This is a genomic window from Morococcus cerebrosus (genome assembly GCF_022749515.1).
In the GTDB taxonomy this organism is placed as follows: Bacteria; Pseudomonadota; Gammaproteobacteria; order Burkholderiales; family Neisseriaceae; genus Neisseria; species Neisseria cerebrosa.
Genome location: NZ_CP094242.1, coordinates 2,341,660 through 2,355,314 on the forward strand (window position 1 = coordinate 2,341,660; position 13,655 = coordinate 2,355,314).

Below are 13,655 nucleotides of genomic sequence, written 5' to 3' on the forward strand. Positions count from 1 at the left end.
GGGCTATCTTGTTGAGATTTTTGGGTTTATCGGGCGGTATTGTAACGGGAATCAGGCAATACGGACAGGATGGAAGGCAAGGTCGTCTGAAACCCCCAATACTGCTTTTAGACGACCTTTAAGGCGCGACGACGGGCAGCGGATAGCCGTGTGCGTCAATTTCAGACGAGGCGAGCCACGGGGTATGGACGAGGTTGACAGGCAGGTGCGCCAATTCGGGGATGTGGCGGCGGACGAATGTGCCGTCCGGATCAAGCCGGCGGGCGGTTTGGATAATGTCGATAGAATGCCGGCAGGCGTTGCGGGCAGCGGTTTGCCAGTTGCCCACGTTCAGCGCGGGGTCGAAATCGGTTTGTTGCTCGGCAAACCAAACAATGCCGTGTTCAGATGGTTGATGCAGGATGCCGCACAAAAATTCTGCCGTCAGGGAGCGCAGGGCGGGATGCAGCCAGCCGCTCGATTTCAGGCTGCGCATGGCGGCATCGATGAGCGGGAAACCTGTTTTCCCTTGCCTCCAGCATTCCGTCAGGTCGTCTGAAAACGTTGCAGACACGGCAGCAGATTCAGGCTCGATGCGGGCGCGGTGGTAAGCAAGCTGCTGATAGAAATCGCGCCGTATCAAATTGTCCAACCAAGCATCTGCGCCCTGCCCTGCGGCTTCAGTCGCCAACACGCGCGGCGAAATGCAACCTGCGCTCAAATACGCGCTCAAGCGGCTGGTGCCTTTTCTGGCAGGGAAATCCTTCATAATCGGATAAAACCCGATATTTTCTTCAAACTGCCGCCATTGTTTGTCCGCTTCATCTTCTCCGCCGCGCTGCGCAGAAACCATATCCTGCTGCCCGTTCCACGCAGGAAATGACGGCATTTCAACAGAGGCCGTCTGAAAAATTTCAACGCATCCGCCTCCCGCATCCTGCCCGCCGAACCGCTGCCGAAACAAAGCCAGCCACGCTTCTTTATAATGCGGGAAGTCGGTGTAAGGCGCGCCGTGACTGCCCATGATTTCTGCCTTGGCGAATATGGCACGGTCGTTAACACGCTCGAACGCAACGCCTTGTTCATCCAAAATCCGCCAAATGCGGTTATCTTGCCCGATTTCAGGCGACGTATAGGCTTCGTCTGCAATTACGGTCTGAACATTCAACCGCGTCGCCAAAGCAGGCAATTCTTCCACACGGTTCACCACATACAAAGCCACGCCGCGCGCCGCCAGCGATCTATGCAAAGCCGCTGCCGCCTGATAATGAAACCAATCCTGACGCGGATTGGGGATTTCAGACGACCCCTGAGCCACCCACACGCCTGCCACAGGCAATCCCCGCTTCACGGCGGCGGACAACGCGGCGTTGTCGCGTATGCGCAGGTTGCGGCGGAACCAGACCAATGTATGTGCTTGCATGGCGATGTCGTCTGAAAGGGATAAGGCGTTTGATTTTAGCAGAAATTTTGCGAGGACAAGGCGGACGGTTTTCAGACGGCCTTTAGGCAGATAACAGATAAAGTGGATTCGGAATAACGCAGCTATAGCAAACATACTTAACTTTAAATCCGGCATGCCATCAAATTCTGTCATTCCCGTGCAGGCGGGAATCCATCGTGAAACTTGAGAAACCTTGATTTGAAAAACAGTTTCTGGGTTTCAAAAATGGATTCTCGCCTGCGCGGGAATGACGAAAACCGATAATTTGCGTATCGAAAATAAAGTCATTTAGCTAAATGTTCATCCACTATCGTTTTAACCGGGTTCGAAGCGGCAAATCGAATTTCCAAAGCCGACATTTCATCGTCGTGAAGAAGCAGGGAAAACCTCAACCTCTCCACCGAATACGGATATCCGGCCTGCAATCTGAATTTGTCTGCCCAAACAAACCAAAGGTCGTCTGAAACCGCATTTTTGAGTTTCAGACGACCTTATATATTTACTTTTCCCCTTCCCTACCAATGCGACGCCATATTGTCGCGGTGGATGAGTTCGTCTTCGTGGGCGTAGCCTAATTTTTCGGCGATGCGCTCGGACGGGGTTTGCAGGATTTTGGCGGTTTCGCCGCTGCTGTAATTGGTGAGGCCGCGGGCGATTTCTTTGCCGTCGGTATCGAGGATGGCGACGAGTTCGCCGCGGTGGAAATGTCCGTCCGTGCGGATGCAGCCGACGGGCAGCAGGCTGGCGTGCTGTTCGGTCAGGGCTTTTGCCGCGCCGCTATCGACGGTCAGGCTGCCGGCGGTTTGGACGTGTCCGAGCAGCCATTGTTTGCGGGCGGCGACGCGGCTGTGTGCGCTGGTAAAGAGCGTGCCTATGCTTTCGCCTTGTTTGAGGCGGACGAGGACGTCGGGTTCGCCGCCCCATGCGACGACGGTGGCGGCTCCGCTGAGTGCGGCGCGTTTGGCGGCGGTGACTTTGGTGTACATGCCGCCGGTGCCGACGCTGCTGCCCGCACCGCCCGCCATGCTTTCGAGGTCGGGATGGTCGGCTGCGATGGTCGGAATCAGTTTGGCTTGCGGATTTTTGCGCGGGTCGCTGTCGTACAGGCCTTTTTGGTCGGTCAGAAGGACGAGTGCGTCGGCTTCGATGAGGTTGGTCACGAGCGCACCGAGGGTGTCGTTGTCGCCGAGTTTGATTTCGTCGGTGGTAACGGTGTCGTTTTCATTGATGACGGGGACGATGCCTTTGGACAACAGGGTTTGCAAGGTGCTGCGGGCGTTGAGGTAGCGGGTGCGGTTGCTCAAATCGTCGTGGGTGAGCAGGATTTGGGCGGTGCGGATGCCGTGCGGTGCGAACGCGTTTTCGTAGGCTTGGGCGATGCCGGTTTGCCCGACGGCGGCGGCGGCTTGCAGCTCGTTGATGGCGGTGGGGCGTTTGCTCCAGCCCAGCCGTTTGATGCCTTCGGCGATGGCGCCGCTGGAAACGAGGACGGTTTGCACGCCTTGTTTGCCCAGTTCGGCGATTTGTGCCGCCCAACGGTCGAGTGCGGCTTGGTCTATGCCTTTGCCGCCCGCGGTAACGAGGCTGGAGCCGACTTTGACGACAAGGGTGCGGATGTTGGAGAGATTTTGCAGGGACATGGTTTTTCTCGTTTGTTCGGGGTGGCGGGATAGGCGGGAGGTCGTCTGAAAAGCTTATTCGCGGTTGCGCGCGTGCCAGAAATAACGCCATACGAAACAAGGGAAGGCGAATATCAGGTAGAGGCAGACTACGGTGGCGTAAAATTCCCAGTCTTGATGCTGAACCGCGCCAGCGCGGGATTCGAGAATGTAGGCGAGGACCGCGGTCAGGATGAAGCCTGCCGCCAATTCGACGAGGTGATGCCCGATATGTTTGCGCTTGAGCTGGAATACACCGAAAAATTTGGTGGTAACGAAGGGGGCATTGGCGAAGATGAGTGCCAATACCAAAAGGATGTACATGGATGCGGTCATGATGTATGTGTCTTTCTGTTTTCAGACGGCCTCTTTGATTCAAAAGGTCGTCTGAAAAAACAATCTTGGGCTGCGTATCTTAACAAAAACGGCAGCCTCTGACACGGCTGCCGTTTCGGTTCATCACTTTACAAGGTGTTTTCCAAAGCCCTAGCACACCAGTCAATCACCGTTTGCGGCATGATGCCCCACAAAATCAGCAGGAACGCGTTGACGCTTAGGAAGAATTTGGCGGCATAGTTGCTGCCGACGGGTTGGTCATGGGTAGATTCGTCGAAATACATCACTTTGACCACGCGCAGGTAGTAGAACGCGCCGATTAACGACATCACCACGGCGAACACGGCAAGTACGATGTATGTGCTGCCCGCCATGGCGGCGTTTTGGGCGGTCGATGCGCTCAACAAAGCCTTAATCACGCCGAATTTGGCGTAAAAGCCCATCAGCGGCGGAATACCCGCCATTGAGAACATCGCCAACAGCATCAGGAAGGCAAACCAAGCATGGCGTTGGTTCAAACCTGCCAAGTCTTTGATTTCTTCGCACTCAATATTGTCGGTGGACAATACCATCAATATGCCGAAACCGACCGCCGCCATCAGCGCGTAAGTAATGGCGTAATACAAACCCGCCGCGAAACCGACCGCCCCCGCCATAAACGCCAGCAGGATGAAGCCCATATGCGATATGGTGGAATAGGCGAGCATACGTTTGATGTTGGCCTGCATGATGGCGGCGAGGTTACCGATCAAAAGCGATGCCACCGCCAACACGGCGAACATCTGCGACCAGTCGTGATGCACCGTTCCCAAACCGGTAACCAAGATGCGGAAGGCAAAGACGACGGCGGCAATTTTCGGCGCCGTACCGACAAAGGCGGCAACGGATGTCGGCGCGCCGTGATACACGTCGGGCACCCACATATGAAACGGCACCGCGCCCAGTTTGAACGCCACCGCCACGACGATAAACACCAGCCCCAGTTTCAACAGCCATTCGTTGGCAAGCTCGCTGTACGACGACGCCAAAACAGTGGCGAATTCGAGCGAACCCGTCGCGCCGTAGACCATCGAAATGCCGTAGAGCAACAGGCCGGAAGCCAGCGCGCCCAAGACGAAATATTTGAGCGCGGCTTCGGCGGAGCGACCGGAATCGCGGCGCAGCGCAATCATGGCATAAAGCGACAGCGACAAAAGTTCCAAACCGATATAGGCGGTCAGGAAATGCGCCGCACTCACCATCACGCTCATGCCTAACAGGGCAAACAACGACAGAGTATAAAACTCGCCTTTAAAAATACCGCGCGCCTGATTATAGGGCTTGCTGTAAATAAACAGCCCGAAGGTCAGTCCGTACAACACCAGCTTGGACAGGCGCGACATACCGTCGGCAATATACATTCCGTGAAACGCCAACGTACTGCCTTGCTCCCACACCGCCAGTTGCGTAACCGCCACGATAATGACGGTTCCCAAGCTCATCAGATGGGTCAGATAGCGGTTTTCATCGCTAATCCACAAATCTGCCAGCAATACGGCAATCAGCAGCGCAAACAGCACGATTTCGGGCATGGCAGGCATTAAGTTCAAATCAATCAAGTTCATTCGCACACCTCAAATCTTGCTTTGCGCCACATGGGCAATCAAATCGTTTGCCGCCTGATGCACCACTTCGATAAATGCCTGCGGATACAGGCCCATACCCAATACCGCAACCGCCAAAATCGCCAGAATCGCAAATTCGCGGCAGTTGATGTCTTTCATATCGGCAACGTGCGGATTGCCGACCGCGCCGAAAATCACGCGCTTATACATCCACAGCGTGTAAGACGCGCCGTAAATCAGCGTCAGCGCCGCCAGCGCGCCTACCCAGAAATTCACTTTGACCGCGCCCATAATCACCATAAACTCGCCCACGAAGCCCGAAGTCGCCGGCAGACCCGCGTTCGCCATCGCAAACAGCATCATAAACGCCGCAAACTTGGGCATCACGTTCACCACGCCGCCGTAATCGGCGATATTGCGCGTGTGCAGGCGGTCGTACATCACGCCGATACACATAAACATCGCCGCCGACACGAAACCGTGCGAAATCATCTGAATGACCGCGCCTTTCAACGCCCAGTCGTTCAACTGGCCGTTAATGAACAAGAACATCCCCAAGGTAACAAAACCCATATGGCTGATGGACGAATACGCCACCAGTTTTTTCATATCGGTCTGCACCAGCGCGACCATACCGATATACACCACCGCAATCAGGCTCAACACAATGATGACCGGCGCGAAATAGCGCGACGCGTCGGGCAGAATCGGCAGGATGAAGCGCAAAAAGCCGTATGCGCCCAATTTCAGCGTAATCGCCGCCAACACCATCGAACCGCCCGTCGGCGCCTCAACGTGGGCATCCGGCAACCAAGTGTGCACGGGGAACATCGGCACTTTCACCGCAAACGACAGGAAAAACGCCACAAACAAAAGCTGTTGCACGCCCAGCGGAATCTGTTTGATGTTTTGGAAATCCTCAATCGAAAAGCCGCCGACTTGGTAAGACAGATACACAATCGCCACCAGCATCAGCAACGAACCCATCAGCGTATAGAGAAACAGCTTCACCGACGCATACACGCGGCGCGGACCGCCCCATACGCCGATAATCAGGTACAGCGGAATCAGCATACCCTCGAAGAACACATAAAACAGCAGGGCATCCCGCGCCGAAAACGCGCCGTTAATCAGGCCCGACATGATTAAAAACGCCGCCATATACTGCGCCGGACGCTTCTGAATCACTTCCCAACCCGCCAGCACCACCATCAACGTGATAAACGCGTTCAGAATGACAAACAGCACCGAAATACCGTCCACCCCCAACGAGTAGTTGATCCGCAAAAGCGGAATCCACTCGTGGAACTCGGTAAACTGATAGCCGCCGCTCAAACGGTCGAAACCCGTAAACAAGGGCAGCGTTACCAAGAAACCGGCAAGCGCACCGATTAAAGCGAGCACGCGGGCAAGTGGCGCACGGCTGTCCGGCCCCGTCGCCAAAACCAGCACGCCCGCAGCGATGGGTATCCATATTGCCAAGCTGAGTAGGTAGTTGGAAAACATAGTGGTTAACCTGTGGTTAAAATAAAAATATAGTTGTGTGGGTTGGTTTTTCAGACGACGTTTTAAGAGGTCGTCTGAAAAAGGCTGTTCAGGCTTCTGCTATTTATCTCAAGCTAATTCTGCCGAATCTTCCAGCCTCATTCTTTCATGTAAATCTTTAATCTTATTAACATCGGTATCGTGGGATAAGATTTCTAAATTATTCACACTGGCAGTCGCATAATGAAACATATCGAATTTACGTTTTTCTAAATTCTTCGGCGTCTTATCACGTTCGGCTTCAAACTTATCAAAGCGGTACAGATTACTTGCCAAATCAGAAACATTCTGTGTAATGTCCAAAGATTCAAACTGTGCCAAAACACCGGTCAATCGAGACAATTTTTCAGATTTTCCCCAATCCACACCGCGCAAAACTTCATAACGGATAAGCGGGGTAATCACAAAACGATTGTCATCCTGTTGCAACTTTTCCGCCATATCGCTCAATACGGCTTTCCGCTTTTCTTCGTCACTGTCATCATCCGCCAAATAAACCAAGTAATTGGTATCTAAAAGATAAACCGTCATTATTTATCTCCTAATCCGCCCAATTCCTGACGTACCAATTCCAATAAGGCTTTTTTTGCCTGTTCTTGATCACGTTCTTGGACGCGTTCTATCTTCTTCTTATTCAAATCCACGCCGAATGCTTCGTTGAGCAAATCCACAAAAGAAGCATTACTTGGATAGTCAATCATCTCGCCATAGACCACACCGTCCTCCTTGCTACGTACCAAACGGTAGGCTTCTCCCTGCTCCAACTGACTGATGACTAAAGACGAATGCGTGGTAATGAAAAACGTTGTGTTCGGAAACAATTTTTTCAGCAGCGGTACAATTTTGATCTGCCATTCGTTGTGCAAATGGCTTTCTATTTCGTCAATCAGCACCACGCCGCGCACATTGGCAATTTGCTGCTCGTTGGTAAAGTAACTGTATCCCGCTACAATAGATTGGATAATCTTCAAAAGAGAAGTAAAACCGCTGGATAAATCGGAAAGTTCGCGCTTTTGATTTTCTATTTTGATAAAGACACGGTTATTACCTGAAATTTCCAAAAATTCGGGGTCTATGCGGTTGTCGATTTTATTGAGCAAGGACAGCAAAGTATCGATTTCAATTTTACGGTTGTCTTCTTTCGACTGATACGGATTGGCGGATTGTGCCCGCTGAATAATCCACTCTTCTAGATTGGTATCCATATTTAAGGATTTGATTCGGGGTGCGCTATAATCACTTTCAAAAACAGAAAACAATTTCTTGAAATATCGATTTGCACGTTCCTTAAAATCTCCCAGTGGCTGACTGGAAAATTCTGCTCTTGTTATGCCCCCTCTATTTTGTGCCGCCAAATAAACCAAGGGAAGTTGGTGCTGATACCCTGAAAACAAAATTTCATGCCGAAAGCTGAATCCATTATTACTGCCTGTCGAAAATCGTTGTAAATCTTCAGCCCCAATAGGTAATAAAACCTTTTTCCAAGGCATCACATCCAAATTTACCCATCCCCCCTCTTTTTTTGCCGTGAAATAGGTAAACAGCAATACTGTAAACAAACATTCCAAAAATTTGGTCTTACCCACACCATTCTCGCCAATCATCGTATAAACACGCTGATTGGGTTGGAAATCTACCTGCATCGTGCCGACACCGGTTACATGCTCAAAACGAACCGTACCGTCAAACAGTCGTTTATCCATATTATCTGCCCTTCTATTTTTCAGACGGCCTGATTATCTGAAATGTCAGATGTCGTCTGAAACTCTAATCTGTTGCCGCCTGAAACCTTCTTTTCAGACGACCTCAAACGCTGCCTTCTTTCTCGATCACCAAAATCCGCGCTTCGCCGCACGGATGGGTGACGTGTTCCGTGCCGATTCCTGCGTAGAAGATGTCGCCGCTTTTCAACCGAACAATGTGTTCTTCGCCGTTTTCTCGGTAGTGCATATCGACTTCGCCGTCCATCACGGCAAACACTTCCTCGCCGTCGTTGACGTGCCATTTGTAGGGCTGGTCCGTCCAGTGCAGGCGCACGGTAGTGCCGTTCATATTGGCGATGTCGAGTGCGCCCCATTCGCGGGAAGCAGTAAATTCGGCGGAGCGGATCGTGTGCGTGTCGGGCATTTTCGCGCCTCTTTGATTCTGTATCTAGATAAACCTGTCGATACAACTGTTTATTAAATCCCGTCATTCCCGCGCAGGCGGGAATCCAGAACGTAGATTTTAGGAAGCCTTTTTCCTTGACAGGTTTATACGCCGATAGGTCTGGATTCCCGCCTGCGCGGGAATGACGACGGTCGGCAAATTCCGTATCTATCCAAGTAAATCAATTATGACCGAAATGTTGGCTACGCCCCGTCGGTACGGTTGGTTTCCATCTCCAGTTTAATGAACGCATCAATCATACTGCGCCAAACTGCTTCGGCTACTTCGGGCGACAAACCAGCCTTTTCGGCATAGGCGCGGCGCGAGGCAATCACTTGCGCCACCCGTTCGGGCGCGGAAACCGCCTGCATATCGTTTTTAGGTTTCAGACGGCCTGCCTGCCGTACCAGCTTCTGCCGGCGGGCGAGCAATTCTATTAATTCCTTGTCCAAACCGTCGATGGCTTCACGGACTTCGTCTAGGGTTTGCGGTAATTTGTCTTTAACCATTGTTTCTCGTGTTTCCTTTTTCAGACGACCTAAACGTCGTCTGAAAATCTCATTTTTACCTGAACAATCCCGATGAACCCGACACGCTGTACTATTTTCTTTTTCATGTCGGATACAAGTATCCGACCTACAACTTGAATGTTTGTTTTCAGACGACCTCTACACCAATTATGAACAGGTCGTCTGAACCCCCGCCTTTATCTGAACAATCCCCAGAAAGTCATGCCGAGCAGGACCAATACGCCGAACACCATAGCAGCGGCGTAGGTGTAGATAAAGCCGGTTTGGACTTTGCGTATCTGAGCGGCAATCGCGCCGACCAGTTTGGCGGTGCCGTTGACGATGCCGTTGTCGATAATGGCGGTATCGCCGACTTTCCAGAAGAAGTTGCCCAATGCGCGCGTGCCTTTGGCGAAGACGTTGAAATACAAGGCGTCGAGGTAGTATTTGTTTTCAAACAAAACGTAAACCGGACGGAACGCCTGCGCGATTTTGGCGGGCAGGTGTGGCAGTTTGACGTACAAAAGCCATGCGCTCAATACGCCTGCGGTAGCGAGATAGAGGACGGGCGAATGCAGGCTGTGCGACACCATCGCCAATGCGCCGTGGAACTCTTCCTTCATGATGTGCATGGTCGGATGCGCGTCGGCGTTGACGAAAATCACGTCTTTGAAGAAATCGCCGTAGAGCATGGGTTCGATGGCGATGTAGCCGATGATGACGGACGGAATCGCAAGCAGAATCAGCGGCAGAGTAACGACCAGAGGGCTTTCGTGCGGATTGTCGTTTTTGCCCAAGCCGTGATGCTCTTCGCCATGATGATCGTCATGATGCTCAGGCAGGCTGCGCCATTTTTCTTCGCCGTGGAACACCATAAAGTATTGGCGGAACGCGTAAAACGCGGTAACGAACACACTGGCGAGGACAGCGAAATAGGCAAATCCGCTGCCCGGCAGGGTGCTGTATTTCGCCGCTTCAATAATCGAATCTTTGGAGTAGAAACCGGAGAAGAACGGCGTACCAATTAGCGACAAGTTACCGATCAGCATGGTCAGCCAAGTAATCGGCATGTATTTTTTCAGATTGCCCATGTGGCGCATGTCTTGGTCGTGGTGCATACCGATAATCGCGCTACCCGCCGCCAAGAACAGCAAGGCTTTAAAGAAGGCGTGGGTCATGACGTGGAACATCGCCACGGAATAGGCGGACGCGCCCAGAGCCACGGTCATATAGCCCAGTTGCGACAGGGTGGAATACGCAACCACGCGTTTGATGTCGTTTTGAATCACGCCCAAGAAGCCCATAAACAGAGCAGTAATCGCACCAATCACCATAATGACCGACAGCGCGGTGCTGCTCATTTCGTAAATCGGCGACATACGCGACACCATAAACAGACCCGCCGTAACCATCGTCGCGGCGTGAATCAACGCAGAAATCGGCGTCGGGCCTTCCATCGAATCGGGCAGCCAGACATGCAGCGGGAACTGCGCCGATTTACCCATCGCGCCCACAAACAATAGCAAACAGGTTACGGTAATCAACGACCATTCCACACCGGGGAAGAGCTGGATAGTGGCATTTTGTACGTTGGGCAGATAGGCGAATACGTCCTGATAGCGCAGGCTGCCGCCAAAATAAGCAAGCACCAAGCCGATACCGAGCAAAAAGCCGAAGTCGCCGACGCGGTTGATCAAAAAGGCTTTCAAGTTGGCAAAAATCGCGCTCGGACGTTTGAAATAGAAACCGATCAAGAGATACGACACCAAGCCCACCGCTTCCCAGCCGAAGAAGAGCTGGATGAAGTTGTTGCTCATAATCAGCATCAACATGCTGAATGTAAACAAAGAAATGTAGCTGAAGAAGCGTTGGTAGCCGACTTTTTCATCGTGCATATAGCCGATGGTATAGATATGTACCATCAGCGATACGCCGGTAACCACGACCATCATCATCGCCGTCATCGTATCGACCAAGAAGCCGACGGAAAAATCCAAACCGCCCATCGTCAGCCAAGTATAGACATTCTCGTCAAACTTGGCGCGGCTGCCGTCGATAAAGCCCCACAGCACATAAGCCGACAGCACGGCGGACACCGCCACGCCGAGTATCGTAACCGTATGCGCGCCGGCACGTCCGATTTTATTGCCGAACAAACCCGCAATCAGCGAGCCTGCCAAAGGCACGAGGGCAATGATGAGATATAAAGTCATGTCGTTCATTTTGGATGAACCTTTTTGATTTAAAAATCTATGTTTGTTTTGTCGGTCGGATTCCCTAATCCGACCAATCTACTTTGTCTTGGTTTTCAGACGACCTCACGCCATAAGGCAGGTTGTCCAACCTTAAATTTTCTTCTTTACAGGCTTCAGATTTTCAGCCAAACCGTGCGACAGCATTCAAATCCGATAAAGCTGCCTGTCTTGGCAACGCGCCCTAATCGCTTTAGTGATGATGTCGTGGGGATCTGCCAATTTGAAACCGTTCCTGCCCAAGTCCAAGCGGTCAAGGTCAGTCAGCATTATTGTATCCAAAACCACGCCTGTTTCAGGTCTACGGTATTCCACCGCAATGCCTTGACAGCCTCTTGTATGAACTTGATACACAGAGCGTATCCATGCGTATTTCACCTTTCCCGCCCCACAGCCGTGTATGCAATAAGACAAACCGTCTTCGTCCAAACGTATGAATTCCCGAACTCTGCCCGTATTGCGGCGCGAATTTTGCCACATCTTCCATCCGGCAATCCCGATACCCGCACACAAAACCGACAATAAGCCAAACAGCCAGCCCAACCGCCCCGCCCATGCAAACGCAAACCACACCAGCCAAGTCGTCAGGAAAAACGGGACAGCAACCCAGCACAAAACTAAAAGCGAACGCGGCTTAAACACCCATTGCTCGATATTCGCTTGATCGGTTTGTTCAGACGGCATCCGCCCTACCCTTTCAATTCGTCCAAATCGGCAACATTAATCGTTTGTCGGTTGCGGTACACTAGCACCATAATCGCCAAACCGATGGCGGATTCGGCAGCAGCGACGGTCAATACGAAGAATACGAAAATCTGTCCGGCGGTATCGCCCAGATGCTGCGAGAAGGCGATAAAGTTGAAGTTTACCGCCAAAAGCATCAGCTCGATCGACATCAGCAAGACCAGCACGTTTTTGCGGTTCATAAAGATGCCCATCGCGCTGATACCGAACAGGAGCGCGCCCAATACCAAATAATGCGTCAAGGTAATCATGCTTTGCCCTCCTCTTTCGGCTTGAGGTCGTCTGAAACTTCGTTTTCTTCCGCAGATTCGGTTTGCGGTTTCACGGCTTCCATTTTCACCAAGCGCATACGGCCTTGGTCGGCGCGCACTTTAACTTGGTCGGCAGGATCCATGCGTTTCGGATTGGTGGTTTTACGGTGAACCAGCGCAATCGCCGCCACCATACCCAACAGCAGCAATACCGCCGCCAGCTCAAACGGCAGCAGGTAGTCGGTATAAATACGGCTGCCCAAATCGCGGATGTTGTTGTAATCCGCAGGAATGTCTTTCATCAAACCAAATGCGGCAAGGTCGGTTTTCGGGTTGACCAGAATCAGAATCAGCGCAACCGCCAACAGCGTACCGACCACACCGGCAACAGGCGCATGACGCCAGAAACCGGCGCGCATTTCCTCGATGTCGATATTCAGCATCATCACGACGAACAGGAACAGCACCATCACTGCGCCGACATACACGACCACCAGCGTAACGCCCAAAAACTCCGCCTGCATCAGCATCCAAATCATCGCGCTCACGCAGAAGGTCAGCACCAGATGCAAAGCGGCATGGACAGGGTTTTTCGCAGTAACGGTACGCAGCGCACCGTATAGGACGATGGCGGCAAGGATATAGAACAGAATCGCGGAAAAAGTCATTCGTCTGCTCCTTAGCGGTACGGCGCGTCAGCGGCTTTGCGCTTGGCGATTTCGGCTTCGTATTTGTCGCCGATTGCCAAGAGGATCGGCTTGGTCATGTGCAAGTCGCCTTTTTTCTCGCCGTGGTATTCAAAAATATGGGTTTCCACAATCGCATCGGTCGGACAGGCTTCTTCGCAGAAGCCGCAGAAGATACACTTGGTCAGGTCGATGTCGTAACGCTTGGTGCGGCGCGTGCCGTCTTCGCGTTCTTCAGATTCGATGTTGATCGCCATTGCCGGACACACCGCCTCGCACAATTTACACGCGATGCAGCGTTCCTCACCGTTCGGATACCGCCGCTGCGCGTGCAGACCGCGGAAACGCACAGACTGCGGCGTTTTCTCTTCGGGGAAATAAATCGTGTCTTTGCGGGCGAAAAAGTTTTTGAGCGTTACGCCCATGCCTTTGACGAGTTCGCCGAGCAAGAAAGTTTTTACTAAATTAGCCATATTCTGTTCCCTCAAAACAGGGATTC

14 protein-coding genes are annotated in these 13,655 nt (G+C 52.2%); all 14 read right to left on the bottom strand.

The features are described from left to right. Nucleotides 1–118: 118 nt before the first annotated feature. Nucleotides 119–1,402: an FAD-binding domain-containing protein gene (locus MON37_RS11075; RefSeq protein ID WP_039404503.1), complete on the bottom strand. Its 1,284-nt coding sequence runs from the start codon at nt 1,400–1,402 to the stop codon at nt 119–121. Nucleotides 1,403–1,938: 536 nt separating this feature from the next. After that, nucleotides 1,939–3,063: a glutamate 5-kinase gene (gene proB, locus MON37_RS11080; protein WP_039404500.1), complete on the bottom strand. Its 1,125-nt coding sequence runs from the start codon at nt 3,061–3,063 to the stop codon at nt 1,939–1,941. A gap of 54 nt (nt 3,064–3,117) precedes the next feature. Beyond that, on the bottom strand, nt 3,118–3,417 hold the full coding sequence (locus MON37_RS11085) for a DUF2818 family protein (RefSeq protein ID WP_039404497.1): 300 nt from the start codon (nt 3,415–3,417) through the stop codon (nt 3,118–3,120). 128 nt (nt 3,418–3,545) lie between these two features. Then, on the bottom strand, nt 3,546–5,021 hold the full coding sequence (gene nuoN / locus MON37_RS11090) for an NADH-quinone oxidoreductase subunit NuoN (RefSeq protein ID WP_039404494.1): 1,476 nt from the start codon (nt 5,019–5,021) through the stop codon (nt 3,546–3,548). 9 nt (nt 5,022–5,030) lie between these two features. Next, nucleotides 5,031–6,527: an NADH-quinone oxidoreductase subunit M gene (locus tag MON37_RS11095; protein ID WP_039404491.1), complete on the bottom strand. Its 1,497-nt coding sequence runs from the start codon at nt 6,525–6,527 to the stop codon at nt 5,031–5,033. A 108-nt stretch (nt 6,528–6,635) separates the two neighbouring features. Further along, nucleotides 6,636–7,097, bottom strand: coding sequence for a type II toxin-antitoxin system VapC family toxin (locus MON37_RS11100; RefSeq protein WP_039404489.1), 462 nt, complete (start codon nt 7,095–7,097; stop codon nt 6,636–6,638). Next, nucleotides 7,097–8,269: an AAA family ATPase gene (locus MON37_RS11105; RefSeq protein WP_039404486.1), complete on the bottom strand. Its 1,173-nt coding sequence runs from the start codon at nt 8,267–8,269 to the stop codon at nt 7,097–7,099. The genes MON37_RS11100 and MON37_RS11105 overlap by 1 nt, the downstream gene beginning before the upstream one ends. A gap of 103 nt (nt 8,270–8,372) precedes the next feature. Next, the gene (locus MON37_RS11110) at nt 8,373–8,693 is read right to left on the bottom strand and encodes a cupin domain-containing protein (RefSeq protein WP_039404483.1); all 321 of its coding nucleotides are present in this window, start codon (nt 8,691–8,693) and stop codon (nt 8,373–8,375) included. Nucleotides 8,694–8,917: 224 nt separating this feature from the next. Then, a complete protein-coding gene (locus MON37_RS11115; RefSeq protein WP_039404480.1) occupies nt 8,918–9,223 on the bottom strand; it encodes a chorismate mutase in 306 nt (101 codons plus the stop codon). A 197-nt stretch (nt 9,224–9,420) separates the two neighbouring features. Beyond that, entirely contained in the window at nt 9,421–11,445 is a 2,025-nt protein-coding gene (gene nuoL, locus MON37_RS11120) for an NADH-quinone oxidoreductase subunit L (RefSeq protein ID WP_039404477.1), read from the bottom strand. Between the two features lie 177 nt (nt 11,446–11,622). Then, the gene (locus MON37_RS11125; protein ID WP_039404474.1) at nt 11,623–12,159 is read right to left on the bottom strand and encodes a hypothetical protein; all 537 of its coding nucleotides are present in this window, start codon (nt 12,157–12,159) and stop codon (nt 11,623–11,625) included. A 5-nt stretch (nt 12,160–12,164) separates the two neighbouring features. After that, nucleotides 12,165–12,470 (bottom strand): NADH-quinone oxidoreductase subunit NuoK, encoded by a 306-nt coding sequence (gene nuoK, locus MON37_RS11130; RefSeq protein ID WP_002215628.1) that lies wholly within the window; start codon nt 12,468–12,470, stop codon nt 12,165–12,167. Next, nucleotides 12,467–13,138 carry an NADH-quinone oxidoreductase subunit J gene (locus tag MON37_RS11135; RefSeq protein WP_039404433.1) on the bottom strand — a complete coding sequence of 224 codons (672 nt, stop codon included), beginning with the start codon at nt 13,136–13,138 and terminating at the stop codon, nt 12,467–12,469. The genes nuoK and MON37_RS11135 overlap by 4 nt, the downstream gene beginning before the upstream one ends. An 11-nt stretch (nt 13,139–13,149) precedes the next feature. Next, on the bottom strand, nt 13,150–13,629 hold the full coding sequence (gene nuoI, locus MON37_RS11140; protein WP_002216341.1) for an NADH-quinone oxidoreductase subunit NuoI: 480 nt from the start codon (nt 13,627–13,629) through the stop codon (nt 13,150–13,152). Nucleotides 13,630–13,655: the final 26 nt, after the last annotated feature.